Annotated in this window: 18 protein-coding genes; 4 read left to right on the forward strand and 14 right to left on the reverse strand. The window is 55.1% G+C overall.

Annotation, left to right across the window (positions count from 1 at the left end):
* The first annotated feature begins 123 nt into the window (after window positions 1–123).
* Window positions 124–1539: a histidine kinase gene (locus tag LX59_RS08070; RefSeq protein WP_144571341.1), complete on the forward strand. Its 1416-nt coding sequence runs from the start codon at window positions 124–126 to the stop codon at window positions 1537–1539.
* Window positions 1540–1547: 8 nt separating this feature from the next.
* On the opposite strand, the gene LX59_RS08075 is transcribed toward LX59_RS08070, so the two are convergent.
* The 9 genes from LX59_RS08075 to LX59_RS08115 form a co-directional block, all read right to left on the reverse strand.
* Complete coding sequence (locus LX59_RS08075) at window positions 1548–2294, reverse strand: PqiC family protein (protein ID WP_144571342.1); 747 nt, start codon at window positions 2292–2294, stop codon at window positions 1548–1550.
* Window positions 2295–2423: 129 nt separating this feature from the next.
* On the reverse strand, window positions 2424–4685 hold the full coding sequence (parC, locus tag LX59_RS08080; RefSeq protein ID WP_144571343.1) for a DNA topoisomerase IV subunit A: 2262 nt from the start codon (window positions 4683–4685) through the stop codon (window positions 2424–2426).
* Window positions 4678–5208, reverse strand: a complete 531-nt coding sequence (locus LX59_RS08085) for a retropepsin-like aspartic protease family protein (protein ID WP_144571344.1) — start codon at window positions 5206–5208, stop codon at window positions 4678–4680. The genes parC and LX59_RS08085 overlap by 8 nt, the downstream gene beginning before the upstream one ends.
* Window positions 5205–6188: an esterase-like activity of phytase family protein gene (locus LX59_RS08090; RefSeq protein ID WP_144571345.1), complete on the reverse strand. Its 984-nt coding sequence runs from the start codon at window positions 6186–6188 to the stop codon at window positions 5205–5207. The genes LX59_RS08085 and LX59_RS08090 overlap by 4 nt, the downstream gene beginning before the upstream one ends.
* A complete protein-coding gene (gene parE / locus LX59_RS08095; protein ID WP_144571346.1) occupies window positions 6188–8074 on the reverse strand; it encodes a DNA topoisomerase IV subunit B in 1887 nt (628 codons plus the stop codon). Before parE ends, LX59_RS08090 begins: the two co-directional genes overlap by 1 nt.
* A 17-nt stretch (window positions 8075–8091) precedes the next feature.
* Window positions 8092–8712 carry a YqiA/YcfP family alpha/beta fold hydrolase gene (locus LX59_RS08100; RefSeq protein ID WP_144571347.1) on the reverse strand — a complete coding sequence of 207 codons (621 nt, stop codon included), beginning with the start codon at window positions 8710–8712 and terminating at the stop codon, window positions 8092–8094.
* A gap of 85 nt (window positions 8713–8797) precedes the next feature.
* Window positions 8798–9616: a 3',5'-cyclic-AMP phosphodiesterase gene (gene cpdA / locus LX59_RS08105; protein ID WP_246118711.1), complete on the reverse strand. Its 819-nt coding sequence runs from the start codon at window positions 9614–9616 to the stop codon at window positions 8798–8800.
* A 95-nt stretch (window positions 9617–9711) separates the two neighbouring features.
* The gene (locus LX59_RS08110; protein ID WP_144571348.1) at window positions 9712–10158 is read right to left on the reverse strand and encodes a DUF1249 domain-containing protein; all 447 of its coding nucleotides are present in this window, start codon (window positions 10156–10158) and stop codon (window positions 9712–9714) included.
* Complete coding sequence (locus tag LX59_RS08115; protein WP_144571349.1) at window positions 10155–10775, reverse strand: NUDIX domain-containing protein; 621 nt, start codon at window positions 10773–10775, stop codon at window positions 10155–10157. Before LX59_RS08115 ends, LX59_RS08110 begins: the two co-directional genes overlap by 4 nt.
* A 173-nt stretch (window positions 10776–10948) precedes the next feature.
* Here LX59_RS08115 and LX59_RS08120 point away from each other — a divergent pair, with 173 nt between their 5' ends.
* Together LX59_RS08120 and LX59_RS08125 are read left to right on the forward strand one after the other, a co-directional pair.
* Window positions 10949–11722 (forward strand): RsiV family protein, encoded by a 774-nt coding sequence (locus LX59_RS08120; protein WP_144571350.1) that lies wholly within the window; start codon window positions 10949–10951, stop codon window positions 11720–11722.
* A 355-nt stretch (window positions 11723–12077) separates the two neighbouring features.
* Window positions 12078–12353, forward strand: coding sequence for a DUF2790 domain-containing protein (locus LX59_RS08125; RefSeq protein ID WP_170234352.1), 276 nt, complete (start codon window positions 12078–12080; stop codon window positions 12351–12353).
* Window positions 12354–12413: 60 nt separating this feature from the next.
* Here LX59_RS08125 and LX59_RS08130 read toward each other — a convergent pair whose 3' ends face one another.
* The 4 genes from LX59_RS08130 to LX59_RS08145 form a co-directional block, all read right to left on the reverse strand.
* On the reverse strand, window positions 12414–15530 hold the full coding sequence (locus LX59_RS08130; RefSeq protein WP_144571352.1) for an efflux RND transporter permease subunit: 3117 nt from the start codon (window positions 15528–15530) through the stop codon (window positions 12414–12416).
* Window positions 15527–17017: an efflux RND transporter periplasmic adaptor subunit gene (locus LX59_RS08135; RefSeq protein WP_144571353.1), complete on the reverse strand. Its 1491-nt coding sequence runs from the start codon at window positions 17015–17017 to the stop codon at window positions 15527–15529. Before LX59_RS08135 ends, LX59_RS08130 begins: the two co-directional genes overlap by 4 nt.
* Window positions 17014–18264 carry a TolC family protein gene (locus tag LX59_RS08140; RefSeq protein WP_144571354.1) on the reverse strand — a complete coding sequence of 417 codons (1251 nt, stop codon included), beginning with the start codon at window positions 18262–18264 and terminating at the stop codon, window positions 17014–17016. The genes LX59_RS08135 and LX59_RS08140 overlap by 4 nt, the downstream gene beginning before the upstream one ends.
* Window positions 18265–18349: 85 nt before the next feature.
* On the reverse strand, window positions 18350–18724 hold the full coding sequence (locus LX59_RS08145; RefSeq protein WP_144571355.1) for a hypothetical protein: 375 nt from the start codon (window positions 18722–18724) through the stop codon (window positions 18350–18352).
* Between the two features lie 211 nt (window positions 18725–18935).
* On the opposite strand from LX59_RS08145, the gene LX59_RS08150 reads away from it, so the two are divergent.
* Window positions 18936–19949 carry an Abi family protein gene (locus tag LX59_RS08150; RefSeq protein ID WP_144571356.1) on the forward strand — a complete coding sequence of 338 codons (1014 nt, stop codon included), beginning with the start codon at window positions 18936–18938 and terminating at the stop codon, window positions 19947–19949.
* A 284-nt stretch (window positions 19950–20233) separates the two neighbouring features.
* Here the strand turns inward: LX59_RS08150 and trmA are convergent, their stop codons facing one another.
* Window positions 20234–21337, reverse strand: coding sequence for a tRNA (uridine(54)-C5)-methyltransferase TrmA (gene trmA / locus LX59_RS08155; protein ID WP_144571357.1), 1104 nt, complete (start codon window positions 21335–21337; stop codon window positions 20234–20236).
* Window positions 21338–21443: the final 106 nt, after the last annotated feature.

The raw sequence follows: 21443 nt of genomic DNA on the forward strand, positions 1-21443 counted from the left end.
ACACTGAGCACAAGGGAATTCCAGCCATGATAAGAGAACTGGAAGAGATAGCGCTGTATTTTGCCCGCTTGGGGCCGCAAGTTATATACTGGACAACAATTCCACTTTAAAGAGCCGCCCTCCGTGTCTCGGCCAGCCCCCGTGAAATCCGATAATTTTTTCCTCGTTTTGTACCAAGTTTTAACCCTAAGACGCACGCCCATCGTGTTGCGCGTTGTTGTGCATACTCTGTTGTTGGTGGGAGCTGCGCTAGCTTTGTGTGTAGTGGCTGCCAGCTTTCAGCTACGCCAAGCCATGCAAGAACATACGGATGCTGTGGGCCAAAGCTTAGTGGTACAAACCGCCTACTCAGCCACGACCCTATTGGCGGTTAATGACAGCCTGAGTTTGCACGTTTTGCTGAATAATTTGGTGCAAAATCCCCTAGTAGCCTACGCCGGAATTCAGAGCGTTGATGGTCGGGTGTTGGCAGAGGCGGGGCATAAGCCGCGAGCCAATCGTTCAGGGGAGGTGGTAGGACAATACGCCATGCCCCTGATGATCCAAAATGCGTCCGCCGGTCGTTTGTTTGTGGCACTGGATATGAACCAGTTTCAGCAACCATCTCTGCAAAATCAGCGCAATTTAGCGATGTTTGCCTTAGCATTATTGGTCGTGATCTTAATCCTGAGTATCCGTTTGGGACGGCAGGTCTCGGTACCTATTAAGCAGATGCGCCAGTGGTTGGATGACCCCAGTCGGCCTTTCCCTCGCGTGCATCAGGATGAACTGGGCGGGCTGTTTCAGCAGATTAAAGACCATTTCCCTCAAGAAGAAGAGGAGTCCAAGTCGTCGATACTGACAGAGCCTGATAGCTGGAGTCCTCCCGTTGTTCCCGGCTCTGAGCCGGTGGTGACTACGCTACCTCCGGGGCTGGTTTTAAGTGAGCAAGCTATAGCCCAACCTCAAACAAAGCCGAGCTGTAGTTTGGTGCTGGCCATCCAACTGGGTAGCGCGGAACAGCTTGAGGGTATTCCACTAAATCGCCTGCAAGGATTCCAACAGCATTACCGGAATCAGTTGGCACAGGTGGCGCGCCTGTATCGAGCGGAATTACACCATTTGGTGGATGGCTCCAGCCTGTTGCTGTTTCATGGTTATGAGCACGATCTGACTCAAGGATACCTAACCCATGCGCTGTGCTGTAGCGAGCTATTGCGCAGTTTGACCGATCATCTGCTGTCGGTGTTGGGAGAGCCGAAACGGACGCTGACCCTTCACTTGGCCCTAGGACGTGTATCCAGCGGTGAGTTGATGGGGAAAACTCAGAGCGATTTAGTCTTAAATCGGGTGGTACAAACGACTTTAGACTTGATGCGGCACAGCCATAATTTGCTGTTGTTAGCTCCAGATGTAGCTCAGGAGTCTTTGATTCGCCAACGGGCACGTTTATATCCCGCTGCTAATCCCAAGGGGGCTTACTGCGTAGAGCGCTTACAAGATCCTTATTTGGAGTTGCTAGGCCGTCAGCGGAGTGCTTTGCTCGGAGCTATGGGTTAAAGCGCGGGTTAAAAACGAAATACCTCCATATCGGTGCGCACCGGAACGGGGGCATTGTTGGCCGGCTTATTAGCGTTAGCCTCTTTGTCCTCAGTATCGCGCTTTTTGACGATGGTGGTTTTAGGTTTAGCGCTAGTCTCTCGGGTTTTAGTCGAGGCTTCGGCCTCTAAAACCGTCCACTGAATATCGCGTGCCAGTTGCTCAGCCAACTTTTGTAAGAGCTGGCTTTGGGCTTGCACTTGGTCGGCAAGGGTGGGGCCGTGTTTTTCTTGGAGCCGTACAATGCGGTTGGCTTTTTGGGCTCCTTGGGCATCCACTAAATGCCACTGAGCCTCTAAAACAGCCGCTTGTTGTGGGCCTGAGTCAAAGCGATCAATGCGTACTTGGGCTTGTATATCGTGTTTAAAACCTTGGCGATCGGTATAAAATACTAAGCGGCTGCTGTTGAGATAGCCCGCCAGTTGATGTAGCAGCACGCGATCCACATTATCTTGCAAACTACCGGCCCAGCGTGCGGTCGAATCTAAGCTGAGACTGCCATCGTTTTGGCGTTGTATCAGAGTGGGATGTTTCAGGTAGTCGGGAAGCATTACTGGCCCCAATAAGACAGCGGTTCCTGTCATAGAGCGCAGCGCAGGAGCAGGGGCAGCCCACTGTAACTGGTAGGTGGTGGGCGCTGTTGCAGAGACGCAACCCGTTAAACCAAAGGAAGCACCCAACGCGAGCAGCAAAGGCAAGAGAAGCGGGCGTTTCAACAAGAGTCACCAAATAACATGAAAACTGCTCACAGCAGAGGCTTTGGTTCCAAGATCTTGCACCGATACTAAGAACCAGCGAGATAAGAGTACCGAGCAGCTGGGGTATCTTATCCCGCTTATTGGGGATCAGCTTGGGGCGTATTCTACGGTAATTTGTTCGATACGCTGAAAGCCGCGAGGGAGTTTGTTCCCTCTGCGTCCACGCTCTCCTTGGTAATGCAGTAATTCTTCCATCGGTAGGCTAAGACGGCGTTGCCCCGATAGCAATATCAAGTGAGCCCTTGGAGGTAACACAGCCAGCCCTAGTAGATATTCTTCCCGCTTTTGTAACTGTTCTGTGGCAATACTGATGATCTTATTGCCTTTGCCCTTGGCCAGTTGCGGTAAGTCTTTGAGCGGGAATACCAGCAATCGCCCTTCGTTGGTGACAGCCGCCAATTGAGCACTTTCTACTTCGGTGACTATCTGGGGTTGTAGCACTCGGCTGCCTTCCGGTAGGGTCAGCAAGGCTTTGCCAGATTTGTTTTTAGCCTGTAAATCCTCCCCCTTGGCCAAGAAGCCATACCCTGCGTCTGAAGCTAAGAGGTACAACCCATCTTCTTCCGGCAGCAGCACCCACTCAAAGCGGGCTCCCGGCGGTGGAGCCAATTTGCCCGTCAAAGGCTCACCCTGACCACGGGCCGAGGGCAGCGTATGGGCGGCCAAGGAATAACTGCGTCCCGTGTTATCTAAAAACACCGCATATTGGTTGGAGCGGCCCTGTCCCATACTCTTAAAGCTGTCTCCGGCTTTATAGGACAGGTTAGGGCCGTCTACCTCATGGCCTTTGGCACAACGTACCCAACCTTGCTCGGACAGCACCACGGTGACCGGCTCCGAAGGCAGCAGTTCGTGCTCTGTCAAAGCTCGGGCTTCGCTGCGGGCTACTAGCGGCGAGCGGCGTTTATCGCCGAAGGTTTCGGCATCTGCCAAGAGTTCACTACGCACCAAAGCCCGTAACTTGCTGTCGTCGCCCAACAAGGCGCGCAGCTGTTCGCGCTCTTTGGCCAGCTCGTCTTGTTCGGCGCGGATTTTTAGCTCTTCCAAGCGGGCTAATTGGCGTAAGCGGGTATCGAGGATGTAGTCGGCTTGCAGTTCACTTAGGCCAAAATGTTGCATCAGTTTGGCTTTGGGCTGGTCTTCAGTGCGAATGATTTCGATCACTTCGTCCAGATTAAGGAAGGCAATCAGCAAACCGTCCAGCAGGTGCAGACGTTTTTCCACCTTATCCAAGCGGAATTGCAAACGGCGGCGCACGGTGCCCAAGCGATACAAAAGCCATTCGCCCAGCAGGGTTCGCAGGTCTTTTACCTGTGGTTTGCCGTCTAAACCGATGACGTTAAGGTTCACGCGGTAGCTGGATTCCAGCTCCGTAGTGGCAAACAGATGTTGCATCAGTCCTTCCACGTCCACCCGATTGGAGCGCGGTACTATGACGATGCGGGTCGGGTTTTCGTAGTCGGACTCATCGCGCAGATCGGCCACCATGGGCAGCTTTTTGGCCTGCATCTGGGCGGCGATTTGCTCCAGCACCTTAGCGCCGGAAACCTGATGGGGTAAAGCGGTGATGACGATATCACCGTCCTCTAACCGATATACCGCGCGCATCCGCACCGAGCCGCGCCCCGTTTCGTAGATTTTCAGCAGTTCGGCTTTGGGGGTGATGATCTCCGCCTCGGTGGGGAAATCCGGGCCGGGCAGATGTTCGCAGAGCTGGGCCAGTGTGGTCTGGGGCTCGTCCAGCAAGCGAATGCAAGCAGTGGCAACTTCACGCAGGTTGTGCGGCGGCACATCGGTGGCCATACCCACAGCAATGCCCGTGGTGCCGTTGAGCAGCAAATTCGGCAGGCGTGCCGGTAAGGTTGAGGGCTCTTCCAGCGTGCCGTCAAAGTTAGGCACCCAATCTACCGTGCCTTGACCCAGCTCACCGAGCAGCAATTCGGCGTAACGGGACAGACGCGCCTCGGTGTAACGCATGGCGGCGAAGGATTTGGGATCATCCGGCGCGCCCCAGTTGCCTTGACCATCCACCAGCGGGTAGCGGTAGGAGAAAGGCTGAGCCATCAGCACCATGGCTTCGTAGCAAGCGGAGTCGCCGTGGGGATGGTATTTGCCCAACACATCACCCACGGTACGCGCTGATTTTTTGTGTTTGGAGGCGGCATCCAAGCCCAACTCGCTCATGGCATAAACGATGCGCCGCTGTACCGGCTTCAAACCGTCGCCAATATGGGGCAAGGCGCGATCCATGATCACGTACATGGAGTAGTTGAGATAAGCCTGCTCGGTAAAGTCGGCCAGCGCGCGGCGCTCCACCCCTTCCAGATTCAGGTCGTAGGATTCAGTCATGCTGTTCACTGATAGGTTGGCGCAGCACCAAGGTACCGTCGCGCTGGGTAAATTCGAGTTGTTTCAAGGCACTCATGCCGAGCAAGATATTTTGGTCTTTAAAGTCTGGAATCAAGATAGCGCGCACATCCCGTAGCACAATATCGCCTAAGCTGAGGCGATCAATGTGGGTGCGTCGTCCTGTCACTAGGCCGTTGGCGGTGCGGATGGACTGTGCTTCCCTGGGTTCTAAGCCCAAGGTTTTACTCAGGCTGAGGGGAATGGCGACATCGGTAGCACCCGTATCAAGCAAAAAGACGACGGGTTGATTGTTGATACGTCCTGCGCTGAAAAAATGCCCCTGTGCATTGGCCCGCAGCACCACTTCAATCCAAGAACCTTGATGACGGGAGATGGGTTGCGTATTGGGGTTATAGGCTTTTTGTTCCCAGTCGGCAAAGAAACGACTGGCTAGGATTAACCCCGCTAGCCAAGCCAAGCTCAGCATCCAAAGACCTGCTTTGCGGCCTGCGGGTGCGCTCACGGTGTTCCCATCCATCCTTCTGCGGGGGCTGCAAAACGCCAAACGATGGGGCGAGCCTCACCGTCTGCGCGCAGGTGGTCGTTATTATCCAGACCGATCAGCACTGTATCTTCCTCCAGCCATAGGGCTTCGGCGATGCCATAGGGCGTAGGATAGCGGTAGTTTTCTTTTTGGGCTGTAGTGGCAAACGACCAGCAGCGCTCCACAGTTCCTTCTTCCAGATTACGGCGACACAGTTGCCGCGCTTGGCGTTCCAGAGTGAACAGCTTGTTTTGGTACAGTTGCAGGTCGCTAAAATCAGGCGCAGGAGAAGCTTCAGCCGTGCCAGAGGGCATGGCTTGGGCCTCGAATAGCAGGACACAATGGCCTTCAGGGCATTCCCAGTGCTCCTGTTTGAGCTCGATATGCAGCAGCCCGCGTTGCTCTCGCTCGGCGGCTAACCAGATACGCTGGCCTTGGGGATCGACAGCGATGCCTTCGTAGAGTGCGTTGTGCTTGCGCAGTAGACCCCGAGAGCGGGCTTGAGGCATGAGGGCTTCGGGTAACTCCAGCCAGTGACTCTGCCCATCTGGTGTGATTTTGAGCACGCTGGCGTAGGCTTCACTGACCAGATAACGGTTGCCCAGTGCATCGCAGGCAATGCCTTCAAAGTCCATCTGCCCACCCCGTACTGGGCCACTTAACATGGATTGAGCGCGCATTCCCCACGGCAGTTGATGATTCTCGGGAATCTCGGGTGTTTGGAAGGGTTCGACCTGCGCCCGCCAAATGGGGTTTTGCGTGTCGAGCCGATGTAGGTTGCCATCTTCACGGTCTGAAAGGGTCAACAAGTGCCCATCACAACGCGCTAAGCCGGATAAGTTGCCGGCGGGCATCTGCTCCACCGGGTGCTCACTGAGAAACACCAATTCAGGAATAGGCTCAGCGGAAACACGGACAGAGGCCAGCAGCAACAGCAGTCCTAAGCCTTGCCACAACATCAGGCTAAGACCTCGGCCAAATTGCCCTTGCGCTCCAGCCAGTGTTTGCGGTCGGAGGCGCGTTTTTTAGCCAGCAGCATGTCCATCACTTCATGGGTATGCGCTAAGTCATCCAAACTCAGCTGCACTAAGCGCCGAGTGTTGGGATCCATGGTGGTTTCCCGCAGTTGCAGCGGGTTCATTTCGCCCAAGCCTTTAAAGCGTGTGACCTGAGGTTTGCCGCGTTTTTTCTCGGCCAGCAAGCGCTCTAGGATGCCATCACGCTCCGCTTCATCGAGGGCGTAATACACCTCTTTGGCCAGATCAATGCGGTACAGTGGTGGCATGGCTACATACACATGGCCCGCTTCCACCAGAGGGCGGAAGTGGCGGACAAAGAGCGCACACAGCAAGGTGGCAATGTGCAGACCGTCCGAATCGGCATCGGCCAAAATGCATACCTTGCCGTAACGCAGTTGAGATAAATCCTCAGAGCCGGGATCAAGGCCGATGGCCACCGCAATGTCGTGGACTTCTTGGCTGGCCAATACCTCGCTGCCGTCCACTTCCCAAGTATTCAGGATTTTGCCGCGCAAAGGCATGATGGCCTGAAATTCCTTGCTGCGCGCCTGCTTAGCACTGCCCCCGGCTGAGTCACCCTCCACCAAAAACAGCTCAGAGCGCATAGGGTCTTGGCCCGCACAGTCGGCCAGTTTGCCGGGTAGGGCCGGGCCTTGGGTGACTTTTTTACGCTCGACTTTGCGTCCGGCTTTCAGGCGGCGACCGGCGTTACTGATGGCTAATTCGGCCAGCTGTAAACCCTGTTCGTGGTTGGCATTCAGCCACAGGCTAAAGCTGTCTTTAACCACCCCGGAGACAAAGGCCGCTGCTTCGCGTGACGACAGGCGCTCCTTGGTTTGCCCAGAGAACTGTGGCTCCTGCATCTTCATCGACAGCACAAAGGCGATGCGCTCCCAGACATCCTCTGGGGCCAGCTTAACCCCGCGCGGCAGCAGGTTACGGAATTCGCAGAACTCGCGCAGAGCGTCCAGCAAGCCTTGGCGCAAACCGTTCACATGGGTGCCGCCTTGGGCGGTGGGGATCAGGTTGACGTAGCTTTCCTGTAAGGATTCGCCGCCTTCGGGCAGCCAGAGCAAGGCCCAATCCACCGCCTCATGGTTACCCGCCATAGCCCCTACAAAGGGCTGCTCTGGCAAACGTAGGCGATCAGTCACCGCATCCATCAGGTAAGAACGCAGGCCATCTTCGTAGTGCCACTCGATGACCTCGCCGGTGCTTAGATCGCTGAAACTAACCAGCAAACCGGGGCAAAGTACGGCCTTGGCTTTGAGTACGTGCTTTAGGCGGGTGACGGAGAAACGTGGTGAGTCGAAATACTTTGGATCGGGCCAAAAACGTACCGTGGTGCCGGTGACGCGCTTGGCCACACTGCCGATCACCTCCAGCTCGCTGGCTTTGTGGCCATCGGCGAAGGTCATGCGGTAGACCTTGCCTTCACGCCGCACCTGAATTTCCACCTGCGTAGACAGGGCATTCACCACCGAAATCCCTACGCCGTGCAGACCACCGGAGAACTGGTAGTTCTTGTTGGAGAACTTACCGCCCGCGTGCAGCTTGGTCAGGATCAACTCCACCCCACAGACGCCTTCTTCCGGGTGAATGTCCACCGGCATGCCGCGCCCGTCGTCGATCACTTCCAGTGAGTTATCCGGATGCAACACCACCTGCACCGATTTAGCGTGACCGGCCAGCGCCTCGTCCACGCTGTTGTCGATGACTTCCTGCGCCAAATGGTTAGGGCGGCTGGTATCGGTGTACATACCGGGCCGCTTGCGTACAGGGTCTAGCCCGGAGAGGACTTCAATGGCTTCTGCGGTATAGGACATAGGCTCGGTGTTCATCCTTACAAGTCGGAGAAATCGGCATCGCGCCACAGGTGGTCAGAAAATCCTGCTAAGGCCAGCACCGCCGGTAGGCGTTGAGCAAAGCCTTGGAATTGGTGATCACCTCCCTCTTCAATCATCAGCCTACAGGCACGGTAGAAGGCTTCTGCTTGGCGGTAGTTTAAAACCTCATCGCCGGTTTGCAGCCAAATATGGTAACGGCTTACATCCTGTAGTTTGGTGATTTCTAGCTCGGCCAAGGCACGGATATGGTCTTTGGTGAAGTCCCACTTAGCGCCGGTGTGGTGGTTCACCTGTGGCCCTAGGTAAGAGGTTAAATCCCAGTGATGTGGGTTGACCGCTGGGTTGATCAGCAAGGCCTCAAGGCCGTAACGCTCGGCCAAATGGGTAGCGTAGTAACCGCCTAAGGAGCTGCCCACCAACAGCGGGCGACCCAATTCAGCGATGCAGGTTTCCAATTGGCTGATGGCCTGTCGTGGATGATGGTGGAGTGTGGGGGCACGCCAACGCTCCGTGCAACCCATGAGCGTTAAGGCATTGGCCAGCAAGCGAGCCTTAAACGAATAGGGTGAGCTATTAAAGCCATGAATATAGAGAATGGCAGCTTCTGAACGAGACATCGGGCGTGTAGCTGTCTTGAGGAAAATCGCGAGACTACAGGCCACAAGGTATATCCGGCAAGTCGGCCTCAAATTAAGGACTTAGTTAGTAGCCCTCGGGATTTTGGTCGATTGAGAATTCAATCCCCGTAACCCGTAGTACGCCAGTGTCCAATTGACCATCAGCATGTAGCTGCAACCAACGGTATCCGGGGGCTTTCATGGCTAGCTGAAAATTCTCTTGCCCCGGTTCAAATTGCACACAGGTTGAGGGTGAGGCTAATAAGCGCGCCCCCTTACGCTTTTGGTCGAACTCCTGATGTACATGGCCCCAAACCAGAGCCCGTACCTGTGGGTGGCGATCTAAGACTTCAAACAGGGCTTCAGCATTGCGCAGGCCAATATCATCCATCCAACGACTGCCCACGGCCACCGGATGGTGATGCATACAGATTAGGGCATAACGGTCGGGGGCTTCAGCCAAGGCTTGCTCTAGAAGTTGCAATTGGGTGGGTGCTAAATAGCCGGAGACTTCCCCCGGCGCTTGGGAGTCCAACACAATAATGCGCCAGTTACCTAAATCCGTTACTGGGGCCAAGAGTTGCGTATCAGCGGCCACCTGTTGCATAGCTTCGCGCTCATCGTGGTTGCCGGGACACCAGCGCATCGGAGCGGCTAGAGGGCCAAGCTGACGGCGTAAATGCTCATAAGAAGCTACGGAGCCATCTTGGGACAGGTCGCCTGTGGCCAGCACCAAATCCAAATGAGGGCGCGTTTGGCGGATCAGCTCGACAACGTAGTGCAGGCTATCGCGGGTTTCTAAGCCCAATAGGGCACCCTGTGCTTCAGCCAGTAGATGGGTGTCCGAGACTTGTACCAGTTCCAACGTGGGCACTGGAGTGGGCGTAGCGATACCGGGAGGCACGGAGCGTACTCCTAGGGAATGGTTGTGGTGAAATTATGATCTGCACCGGATTCTTAGGTAAATCGACTCCGTAAGGCTTTTGTAAGGCTTGAGCGCTAGATCACAGGAACAGGCTCATAGCCACAGCTAAAGCAGTGACTCAACCACTCGCCCAAAAATAAGTTAAGTTGAAATTTTTCATCCGGTTGGTGCATCTGTGGGTTGGGATAGGGGTACAGGCTACGAAAACGGCGTAGATTCTGGGCGGCAGTGACCTCGGCCATACGGGCATCGTGATACGCCCGCACCTCTAAGTGGGGCGTAGGCAACCAAGATAATCCGGACTCTTGGATCATGTGCAGCAGTGAAGTATAGGGGCTATGCTCCACTACTCGAATAATCAAGGTTGCTGTGGCTTCTGTGCCTAAGGTTAAATTCAAGCGGCGCGCTTCGGATTGAGTGCGCATCTCTGGCATCAAACGCATTAAGCGCCAGTAGTTGGCCTCGCAGGTGGCTTGCAGGCCGGGTAAATCCACGCGATAGCGCTCGCGGTGAGGACTCATGTCCAGACCCTCCGCACCTCATCACGATGAGTGGACAGCCATTGCAAGGCAATGATGCTGGCCGCGTTGTTAATCCGACCTGTCCACACCGCATCTAAGGCTTGATCCAGTGTCCAGACATGCACGCGGATATCTTCGTCTTCATCCTCTAGCCCGTAGACTCCACCGGCTCCTTCGCTGTCACAGTGGCCGACAAACAGGTGTACCCGCTCGCTGCTGCCGCCAGGAGAAGGAAAATACTGGGTAATGGGCCATAGGGCTTTAAGCTGAAGTCCGGCTTCTTCGGCGGCTTCGCGGTGGGCGACCTCTTCCGGTTGCTCGTCTTTGTCGATCAGACCGGCCACCATTTCAATCATCCAAGGGTTGTCGGACTTATCCACCACCCCGACGCGAAATTGCTCGTTGAGTACCACTACGTCCTTAACCGGATCGTAGGGCAACACGCAGACGGCATCGTGACGCACAAAAAGCTCGCGCTTCATAGCAGCGCTCATCTGGCCATTAAATAGGCGATGGCGTAGCGTCAGGCGTTCCATACGGTAAAAACCTTGAAAGCACAGCTCACGGTCAAGGATTTCCACATCACCAGCAACCGGGTTAAAAGTTGATTCGCTCATACACCAAAATCCTTACTAGGGCGAGTTTGAGTCATAGTGGAGACTGACAAAGTGTGAGGGAGGAACGGCTTTGCTTAATCCTAATGGGTTAAGCTGTTTCCTACGCAGCCTACCATTGTCTTGGTATGCATCATGGCACAGCCTAAGAGATCACACGCGTTAAGGTTTATTCCATGCCCCGCTTTTTTTCGAGTCGAGCGTTTTTGTTGCCCCTGTTGCTTGGGTTAGGTCTGACGGCCTGTCAAAGTTTATCTCCGCCGGATAAGCCACCTGTAGCCTTTCGCCATGATTTAACTGAGGTGCGTGCCAAGGGCTGTCAGGGTGAGCATTGCCCAATGGTGAATCTGGATACGCTGTTTTTCCCTGATCGTCCGGTACTGAATCGCTTAATCGACGCGCATTTACGGGCCATGACCCTGTATAACTTGGACGATCCGCTCCCCGCCTCATTACTCAGCTACCAAGAGGATTTTCTGGCTAAGGCACAACCGGGTTGGAGCACTTGGCTACAGGCGCAAATCCGCGATTGGCACGGCCAAGTGTTGGTGATTGAGCTATCCAGCTACCTGTTTCAAGGCGGCGCGCATGGTATTCCGGGACGGGCTTTTATCAACTACCAGTTGGAGGAAAACCGTGCCCTGAGCCTTCAAGATATGCTCAAGCCGGGTAAAGAGGGCGCTTTCTGGCGTTTGGTCGAAGTGCAGCATAAAGAGTGGGTGCGCAAAAACCATGCAGAGGATTTGATCGGGTTTATGCAGCAGTGGCCATTCCGAGCTACCCCTAATATTGCCTTGCTGCGAGATCGCATTTTACTCAAATACGATGTGGGCGAAATTGCGCCTTATTCCAGCGGTCATCCTGAATTAAGCTTAACCTACGCCCAACTTCAGGATGTATTGCGGGATAAATACCTGAATAAGCCTAAGTCTGCTTTGCCTTGGTTTTGAGGGCGAGGTTGAAGACAGTAAACGGGATGAACTAGACCGCTGGTGACGGCGGTTGCGCTGTTTTGGGTAGAGGTAGAGTGGCTTTATGGTGGTGGCGTTGTAAAAGAGCCCATTACTGCAAACAGAGCACATATCCGCCCAATAGCAGCAAAATATCTCTGTAAAAACCGGCTTATATCCTTTAAGCATACTCCTAAAAGATTATGAACTAAGTTGGGAAAGTCCCGGTAGTAAAAGCCTCTTATTCCCGCGCCCCGACCGGCCTAGCATGAACTCCAACGAAACGAGAAAACCCTTCAGATCACCGAGACGCCTAGAACGACGCCATCGTTAAGGTCTGAAACTGGAGGTCATGATGAACAAGGTTAAAGTTGCTGCGGTTGTGTTGGTTGCCTGTTTGCCCTTAATGAGCTGGGCTGCTGAGTCGGTTTCTGAGCCTGTCGCTGAAGTCGAGCATTACAGTTACGGTCAAGCCCTCGACGTAAAAGAGGTGATTTCGATCAAAAGCCTGCAACCAGAAGCCCTCTGTGGCGTGGTAGAGAAAGAGATGCTGTACAAAGACGCTCAGGGTCAACAGCATGAGTTGGTGTATAAAGCGGTTTCCAACGGCATCGGTTGCAGTAACGGCTAAATTCCGCCGACTTAAGTGCTGACACAAGCCCCAGTCATAAAGCTGGGGCTTTTTTGTGGGCTAAGGTTTTCGCATCAACCAGTAAGCGGCGGGCACCACCAGCAGTGACAGCAGCGGTGCACTCAGCATCCCGCCCAGCATCGGGGCGGCGATGCGGGTCATGATTTCGCTGCCCGTCCCTTGGCCCCAGAAAATGGGCAAAAGTCCGGCCAGAATCACTGCCACGGTCATGGCTTTGGGACGCACCCGCTGTACCGCGCCGATTTCGATGGCGCGGTGCAGTGCGATGCTGTCGGAATGTCCGGCGGCCTGCTGTTCTTCCCAGGCGTGCTTGAGGTAGAGCAGCATAATCACCCCAAACTCGGCTGCGACGCCCGCCAGCGCAATAAAACCAATCCCCACCGCTACGGATAAGTGATAGTCCAACAGGTAGAGCAACCAAATTCCGCCGGTTAAGGCAAAGGGCAGTGTGCAGAGAATCAGCAACGCCTCGTCCACCTGTTTAAAGCACAGGTACAGCAGCACAAAGATAATCAGCAGGGTGGCGGGAACCACCAAGGTTAGGCGTTGGGTAGCGCGCTCCAGATATTCAAATTGGCCGGAATAGCTCAGGCTCATTCCCGCTTCGAGAGTGACCTGCACGGTGATGGCTTGGCGCAAATCCTTCACCACCGCCACTAAATCGCGTCCGCCTACGTCGATATACACCCAACCGGACAGACGGGCGTTTTCGCTTTTCAGCATCGGCGGGCCATCCGTGACACGGATATCAGCCACCGTCCCCAAGGTGATTTGGCTGCCGGCAGGGGTATAAATCGGCAGTTGTTGCAGGCGGGTCAGAGAATCGCGCCACTCGCGGGGATAGCGCAGGCTGATGGGATAACGCGCCAAGCCCTCCACGGTTTCGCCGATATTTTCGCCACCAATGGCGCCGGTGACGATGGCTTGCACATCGGCGATGTTCAAGCCGTAACGCGCCGCCTCAGCGCGCTTAATGTCCACATCCACATAACGCCCGCCACTGAGACGCTCCGCCAAGGCAGAACGCACACCGGGAACAGTTTTGGCCACACGCTCCACGGCTTGGGTCACGGCATCAATTTGTGCCAGATGGGTTCCCGCTACCTTGATGCCAATGGGACTTTTGATGCCGGTAGCCAGCATATCAATGCGGTTGCGGATCGGTGGAATCCATAGGTTAGCCAAGCCCGGCACTTGCACCGCGTGATCCAGTTCTTGCACCAGTTGCTCCGGTGTCATTCCCGGCCGCCATTGGTCGCGGGGTTTGAATTGAATGGTGGTTTCGAACATCTCCAAAGGCGCGGGGTCGGTGGCACTTTCGGCACGTCCGGCTTTGCCGAATACTCGCGCCACTTCGGGAACCGTTTTAATCAGGCGGTTGGTTTGTTGCAGCAGCTCCGCCGCTTTTTGCGCCGACAAACCGGGCAGGGCGCTGGGCATATACAGCAAATCGCCCTCATCCAAGGCCGGCAAAAATTCACCGCCGAGTTTGGACAGTGGCCAAATACTGGTTAGGGTCAGCAGCAGTGCCAACAGCAGGGTGGTTTTTGGGAAAGCCAACACGCGGCGCAAGACTGGCTGATACAGGCGAATCAGCACGCGGTTGAGGGGGTTGCTCTGTTCCTCCGGAATACGTCCGCGAATCCAATAGCCCATCAGCACCGGCACCAGCGTGACGGACAAACCCGCCGCCGCCGCCATGGCGTAGGTTTTGGTAAAGGCCAGCGGCCCAAACAGCCGACCCTCTTGGGCTTCCAAGGTAAACACCGGAATAAAGGACAGGGTGATGATCAGCAGGCAGAAAAACAGCGCCGGCCCCACCTCGACGGCGGCTTCGCTGATTAACTGCCAATGCTCCGCGCCCTTCAGCTCTTGATTGGGATGTTCTTTTTGCCAATGCTCCAGATGCTTGTGGGCGTTTTCGATCATCACCACTGCCGCATCCAACATCGCACCAATGGCAATGGCAATGCCGCCCAAGGACATAATGTTGGCGTTCACGCCTTGTTGTTGCATGCACAAAAAGGCCACCAAAATCCCCAACGGCAGGGACAAAATCGCCACCAAAGACGAGCGCAGGTGCCAGAGGAATAGCCCGCACACCAGCGCCACCACCACAAACTCCTCCAGCAACTTATGGCTGAGGTTGTCGATGGCGCGGTCGATCAGCGGGCCACGGTCGTAGGTGGTGACGATCTCCACACCGGCGGGGAGGTTTTGGCGCAGTTCCTCCAGCTTGCTGTGTATTGCAGCGAGGGTTTCACGGGCGTTTTTACCGCTGCGCAGGATGACTACGCCACCAGCCACTTCGCCTTCGCCATCCAGCTCGGCCAGCCCACGGCGCATTTCCGGGCCGCGCTGAATCTGCGCCACATCGCCCAACACCACCGGCGCGCCGTTGCTGTCCAGCCTCAGGGGGACGGCACGAAAATCGGCCAAGGTTTGTAAATAGCCGGTGGCGCGCACCATGTATTCGCCCTCGGCTAGGGTCAGCAGGCTGCCGCCGCTTTCCTGATTGGCGCGCTGAATGGCTTCGCTGACCTGCTGTTGGGTTAGGCCACGGCTGGCCAATTTGATCGGATCGAGCACCACCTGATACTGACGCACCATGCCGCCAATGCTCGCCACTTCGGCGACGTTGGGCAGGGTTTTCAGCTCAAAACGCAGAAACCAATCCTGTAGCGAGCGCAGTTGGGCCAAGTCGTGCTGGCCGCTGCGATCCACCAGCGCGTATTGGTAAATCCAACCCACGCCGGTGGCATCCGGCCCTAAGGCGGGACGCGCCGAAGCCGGTAAGCGGCTTTGCACCTGATTCAAATATTCCAACACCCGCGAGCGCGCCCAATACAGGTCAGTGCCCTCCTCAAACAGCACATACACAAAGCTGTCGCCGAAGAAGGAATAGCCGCGCACGGTCTTAGCGCCGGGCACCGAGAGCAGGGTAGTGGTCAGGGGATAGGTCACCTGATTTTCCACAATCTGCGGCGCTTGACCGGGGTAAGAGGTACGGATGATGACTTGGGTATCGGAGAGATCGGGCAGGGCATCAATGGGCATCTGCCGCACCGACCCAATCCCCGCCGCCAGCAAAAACAAGGTCGCCAGCAGCACCAAAAAGCGGTTGCCAATCGACCAGCGAATCAAGGCCGCAATCATGGTTGGCCTCCTAATTTGTGCAGACGCTCTATCACATAGGCGTCCTCGGTTTCCCGCACCCAGATATGCACCCGATCCCCGGCTTTTAGGCCTTGGCCGACTTCAGGTTTAGCCAGCGGAAAGCGCATGGTCATGCCCGGCATACCGAGGGTTTTAAAGGGGCCGTGGGATAACTTGACCCGCTGATCGTCGATTTCCACCACGGTGCCTTCGGACTCATGCAGCACCGGGCCGCTTTGGGCTTTGGGTTCGGCTAGAGGTTGAATAGCGACCCCACGCAAACTGGCTTCCGAATCCAGCAGGAATTGACCGGACACCACTACCTGCTGGCCTTCCTCCAGTCCTTGCAGGACTTCGGCGGTTTCGCCGTTGTCTTGGCCAATACGGACTTCGACTGGCTGATAACGGCCCTCGGATTCGGCGCGCATCACCAGCGTGCGTTGGCCGGTGCGGATTAAGGCCTCAGAAGGAACCACCAAGCTGGGTGTGGCCGGTGCTTGGTGCAGACGCACCTGAGCGGTCATCCCCGGACGCAGGCGCAGTTGGGGATTGGGCAGGATGATGCGTACCCGCACACTACGGCTGTCCAAGCGTGCCTCTGGCAATAAGGCAGAAACGCGGGCGTTCAGCACTTCGCCGGGCAGAGCCGGTAGACGAATTTCCACCGCCTGTCCCGGTTGCCAGCCCGCGCTTTCAGCTTCGGGGACGGCGGCCTCCAACCAGACATTGTCCAAACCATTGATGCGGGCAAGGGGTGCGCCCATGCTCAGGGTCATGCCTTGGCGCACCTCAAGGCTTTGCAGCACGCCGCTGCTGGGGCTGGGAATGCTCCACACCGCCTGCACGCGGCCGGTTTTTTCCACGCTGCGGATCAAGGCTTCCGGCATGCCGGTCAGACGCATCCGCTGGCGCGCGGCGCTCAATAACTCACGGTTGCCGGTGTTGCGGAGGGCTAAAAATTCCTCCTGAGCGGCGGCCCAATCCGGCACCAAAACCTCGGCCAGAGAATCGCCCTGACGAACCAAATCCTGCGGCGCACGCGGCGTGACTCGTTCGACAAAGCCGTTGCTGCGACTCTGAACGATAGTCACGGCGCGCTCATCAAAGGTCAGCACGCCGGAAACGTCTAAGACCCGATTCAGGCTAGCGCGTTGCACCGAGGCCAAACGCATGCCTAGGTTTTGGCTGATCTGCGGATCAATCTTTAAGCCGCTGCTTTGCCCAGCGCTCTCGCCTTCGTCGGCATAGCGCGGCACTAACTCCATATCCATAAAGGGCGAGGGGCCGGGTTGGTTGAAGCGCTGTTGCGGGTACATGGGGTCGTACCAGTACAGCACCTTGCGTTCAGCCGCGTGGCTGCTGTGTTCCAGCGATGGGGACATAGCCGGATGTAAACCCAGCAGTTCGGGTTTGAGGACGGCCAGAGTAACCGCCGCGCCTAACAGCGGGCCGCAAGCGATCAGTGTCCAAGTTAGGCGGGAATTCATGGGGCCGCTCCATAAGCAAAGTGCAGACGAGCGCGGGCGCTGGCCTGCTGCTCCAACAGATCAATCTGGCGCAAACGGGTTTCGATCAGGGCGCGACGGGCTTCAACCACGGCTGTCAGCTCACCGCGTCCGCCTCGGTAATCGGCAAGGGCCAGTTGCACCCGCTCCTCCGCCAGCGGCAGCAGGGTATCGGCAAGGCGGCTGTGGGTGCGCTCAAGGCGTTGCAACTCGGCCAAATCCTCCTCCAGCTCGTGGGCGTGCTGACGGGTTTGGGCCTCACGCTCAGCCTCCAGCTCGGCCACCTTGGCTTGGCGGGCGGCAATGCGTGGGTTTTGGCGCGTTTCCCCAAACAGCGGCAGGCTCATGCTGACCTTAACGCTGACCATATCGCTGTAGTCATCGCCGCGCTTTTGGTAGTCCACGCCCCAACCCCAATCCGGCTTTTTATCGGCGACGGCTTCCCGAACCTCGGCTTGGGCCTGACGGGTTTGCGGCTCAAAGGCTTGCAGTTCCGGGTGGTTGAGCAGGTTGTGCTGATAGTGCTGGGCATCCTTTGGCCAGCTAGGCCAGTTACCACTGACGCGCTGATCCGCCGCCGCCCCAATCCACTGACGCAAGGCCGCGCGGCGGGCGCGTTGTTGTTGGTGCAGTTCGTCTTCCTGATCGCCCAACAACGCTGCCTCCTGCTTGGGCTGCACACTGTCAGCAATGGCGCCGCGTCCACCGACAATTCGCGCTTTGATGGCTTGGCTCAGGAGGCGGTTTTCCTCGTACAGCTTGGGAAACAGCGCCAGCTTTTGCTCGATGGCTAAGAGGCTAATCCAAGCCAAAGCGGTTTCGCGTTGTACCCGCAGGCGCTCGACTTGCTGGCGGGCATCGGCCACTTCAATCGCGGCTTGCGCTGTTTCTACGCGGGCGCGGCGCTTGTCGGCGTTGGGCATTTCTTGCTCAAAGCCGACCATCTTCATGGTCATGGAGTCGCGGGTGGTGCTCCAGCGGTCGCGCTCCTCAATGGGCAGGTTTTGAATGCCAAAGCTGAGTTTGGGGTCGGGCAGTTCTCCCGCTGGAATCGCCGCTTGGCGCGCGGCAGTTTGATTCGCCGCTTGTGCTGCTAGAGAAGGCGCTTGTTGTTCGGCCAATTGCAGAGCTTGGTCGAGGGTTAAGGCTTGTGCTACTAAGGGTAAGCACAAGCCAAGGCGCGCCAGCCAAGGCAGTGCACGGCCTGTTGCCGTATAAAAAAAGCTCATGGAGTACATTCCTGTCACCGCGTGCGTCGGGCGCACGGCTTCCCGCCAAAGCTCAGGCTCTAGCGGCGTTTAGGATCGACAGAAATTAAGCGCGGGGCGGTCGCCAGAAGGAGAGCGCCGCCAAGGGTAGGGGCTGGAGGTTGGAATACATCGGCGGCGCAGCCCCCATGCCAACAGCAATGGCCGGTGTCATGTTGGGCAGCACAGCCACCACCGTGCAACACAGGTGGCTAGAAGCGCAGGGCGAAGCCTTTGGGCTGCTGGAGGAGTCGTCCTCATCACAGCAACTCATGGCGTGGTGTTCTTCAGCGTACGCGTGGTGGTGAGCCTGTTGCTCTACCTGGGCGCTGTGCCCTACGTCCATCCAAACCATACGCACAGCCGCTTGCACCTGCGCCATTCCGTTAAGGGAAAGCAGGAGGCAGAGCAGCAGTAGGAAGGGTTTGGGGATTTTAAGCATGACTCTCGAGGCTAGAATTAACTAACCTTTAGTCTCGCATACCTAATCAAATTAATAAAAGCTAGCCAGATATGCCTAAAATTTTTACTTGGCATGATATTTGCGCTATTGCATTTTTCGCAAAACAAGCTAATTTCAGTAGCAAGAGCGCCCGCAATGGGTTTATGTTGTTGTATCATATAAACAACGTAAAAATATTGCGGGTTTTTTAATGAGCGAAAGAAAAGTTTATGACAAGCCATTCCTTTCACCACTAGCTCTTGTAACTGAGTATTTGCCGAGGAAAGGCCTGCTTGTAAATGTAACGTCAGAAGAAAAAGAGTTCGCAACATCTGTTTTATCACAAATAAACTGGTATAAATTAAAAATATATTTCTACCCATTTCTTGATAGAGAAAAAAACAACCAAGACCAAGACCAAGACCAAGAGATGTATATAAAAGAAGTAAATTTTGAGTTTGGCCTTAACTTATATAGACTAGACGAAGAGATAAGAAATCTACTAATAAAATATCTACTTCCGATAGAAATAATATCAAATACTATAATTGACCAGTCTATAACAGAGTGGACAAAAGATTCATTTTGGTATCTAGATGATGCCTACTTTTCACAGAATACGCCCATTCATGAACGAGCAAAAATAAATGACAGCTTATTAAAAGAAAGTAAAGCAGAGTCAAATCATAACTTTTCTCGCCATTACTTAAACAAGTATAGCAGCCCATGTAAATCCTACCGAAATCTACCGCCATTTTGGATAGCTAATGAGCTGATTTCATTCGATGTCTTTCTTAACTTACTCGACAAGCTTAATTACCAAGCTTTTGATAAAGACGGTGAAAACTGCTTAGATCTAGCTGCTAGGAAAATTGGTGTTAATTCTTTTAAGGACCTTAAAAACTGGCTTGCAGCATTTAAAGATGCGAGAAATAAAGCTTGTCATAGCAATAGAGTATGGAATACTTGGCTAAAAACTCCAAGGGGGATAGTTAACTATGATGGATTGGGTGATAAAAACAATCTGAAAGAAAACACAATTTACTTGATTTTTACAGCAATAAAAATCGTTTACAACAAAAACAGGTGGCATGCAAGCAATATGTCCTTGAAGGATGATTTATCCGAAATAATAAACAGATATAAAAACAAAGTTGGATCCGTAGATTTAGAGCGCGAAATGTACTTTCCAAATAACTGGGGAGATCTTGAAGTTTGGTCTTAGGTGAAGCCTCTCCTCATCAGCTTAACGGCTAGGGAGTGAGCGTTTGTGTTTACACACAAACTCTAACTTTCCATGCCGAAAACGCCGATAAGCCCGTACGTCGACTACTTTTGCCTTCATACTGCCTCCCTTGTCTTCGTTATACGCCAGTTTTGGGAACTGACACCCAAGCTAGCCAAAGCATGCTAAACATTGGGAAAGAAGAATGGAGAGGCTCCATCTTTAGGGTAACAAAATAAATAAGAAGCTCAAGCGTTTTCCAACACTGCTGCACGGTTAGCGAGCTAACCCATAAACATTTCACCCCGCCGCTCCAACAACACCCCCGACTCCATATGATGGGTATAGGGAAACTGGTCAAACAGCGCACAGCGGCTAATCCGATGCGTATCCTGAAGCTGGGCGATATTTTGCGCCAAGGTTTCCGGGTTGCAGGAAATGTAGAGGATGCGCGGAAAGCGTCGCGCCAATTCACAGGTATCCACATCCATACCGGCGCGCGGCGGGTCGACAAAAATAGTGCCGAATTGGTAAGCGGCTAAGTCGATGCCTTCCAAACGCCGGAAGGGACGCACGCCATTCAAGGCTTGGGTCAGCTCCTCGGCGGAGAGGCGCACCAAGCGAATATTGTCGATGCCGTTATCATCCAGATTAGCCAAGGCGGCATTGACCGAAGTTTTGCTGATTTCCGTCGCCAATACCTGCCGCACCCGCCGCGATAAAGGCAGGGTGAAATTGCCATTGCCGCAGTACAGCTCCAGCAGGTCGTCTTCGCGCTGACCCAAGGCGTCATAGGCCCAGTGCAGCATCTTCAGGTTCACTGTGCCGTTCGGCTGGGTAAAAGCGCCCTCCGGCTGACGGTAGCTATAGCTTTGGCCCGCAATGCTCAGCTCTTCGGTGACAAAATCCTGTCCGATGACTAAGCGCTGGCCTTTAGAACGCCCGACCAAAGAAACGCCCAGATCATCAGCCAGCCGTTTTGCAGCAGCCTGCCAGTCGTCTTTGAGGGGGCGGTGGTAGCACAGAGTAATCAGGGCTTCACCGCTTAGGGTGGTGAGAAACTCCACTTGAAAGAGTTTGAACCCCAGCACCGAATCAGCCCAAGCCGCTTTCAGGCGCGGCATCAAATCGTTAATGCGCTGGCTGGCGATGGGAAAATCTTCCAGCAAAATTGGCGTGTGTTTGTCGCCCGGTGCAAACATGGCGTAGTGCCGATCTTCCCCTTCCCGCCACAAGCGAAACTCAGCCCGCAGCCGGTAATTCAGGCGCGGCGATTCGAACACCTCCGGCTCTGGCGCGTTAAAGGGCGCGAGCAGCTCACGCAGGCGCTGCTGCTTTTCGGCCAGTTGGGTACTGTAGGTGCTGGGGTCGAAGGCGGAGTAACTCATGGTGCGGCCTAATGACAAAATTTAGGCGCGCATTATGCGGTAAAGCGGGTGGTTTGTGTGCTTACTGGCTATGGGGGAGTGTTTTGCCTTACCGATAAAAGCCCCA

This window comes from Azomonas agilis (genome assembly GCF_007830255.1).
Lineage (GTDB): Bacteria > Pseudomonadota > Gammaproteobacteria > Pseudomonadales > Pseudomonadaceae > Azomonas > Azomonas agilis.

Excerpts from the sequence above, each read along its gene's own strand:
- parC (WP_144571343.1), bottom strand. The coding sequence starts at position 4,685 with ATGACTGAATCCTACGACCTGAATCTGGAAGGGGTGGAGCGCCGCGCG.
- LX59_RS08090 (WP_144571345.1), bottom strand. The coding sequence starts at position 6,188 with ATGTTGTGGCAAGGCTTAGGACTGCTGTTGCTGCTGGCCTCTGTCCGT.
- parE (WP_144571346.1), bottom strand. The coding sequence starts at position 8,074 with ATGTCCTATACCGCAGAAGCCATTGAAGTCCTCTCCGGGCTAGACCCT.
- LX59_RS08100 (WP_144571347.1), bottom strand. The coding sequence starts at position 8,712 with ATGTCTCGTTCAGAAGCTGCCATTCTCTATATTCATGGCTTTAATAGC.
- LX59_RS08110 (WP_144571348.1), bottom strand. The coding sequence starts at position 10,158 with ATGAGTCCTCACCGCGAGCGCTATCGCGTGGATTTACCCGGCCTGCAA.
- LX59_RS08115 (WP_144571349.1), bottom strand. The coding sequence starts at position 10,775 with ATGAGCGAATCAACTTTTAACCCGGTTGCTGGTGATGTGGAAATCCTT.
- LX59_RS08120 (WP_144571350.1), top strand. The coding sequence starts at position 10,949 with ATGCCCCGCTTTTTTTCGAGTCGAGCGTTTTTGTTGCCCCTGTTGCTT.
- LX59_RS08125 (WP_170234352.1), top strand. The coding sequence starts at position 12,078 with ATGAACAAGGTTAAAGTTGCTGCGGTTGTGTTGGTTGCCTGTTTGCCC.
- LX59_RS08130 (WP_144571352.1), bottom strand. The coding sequence starts at position 15,530 with ATGATTGCGGCCTTGATTCGCTGGTCGATTGGCAACCGCTTTTTGGTG.
- LX59_RS08135 (WP_144571353.1), bottom strand. The coding sequence starts at position 17,017 with ATGAATTCCCGCCTAACTTGGACACTGATCGCTTGCGGCCCGCTGTTA.
- LX59_RS08140 (WP_144571354.1), bottom strand. The coding sequence starts at position 18,264 with ATGAGCTTTTTTTATACGGCAACAGGCCGTGCACTGCCTTGGCTGGCG.
- LX59_RS08145 (WP_144571355.1), bottom strand. The coding sequence starts at position 18,724 with ATGCTTAAAATCCCCAAACCCTTCCTACTGCTGCTCTGCCTCCTGCTT.
- LX59_RS08150 (WP_144571356.1), top strand. The coding sequence starts at position 18,936 with ATGAGCGAAAGAAAAGTTTATGACAAGCCATTCCTTTCACCACTAGCT.
- trmA (WP_144571357.1), bottom strand. The coding sequence starts at position 21,337 with ATGAGTTACTCCGCCTTCGACCCCAGCACCTACAGTACCCAACTGGCC.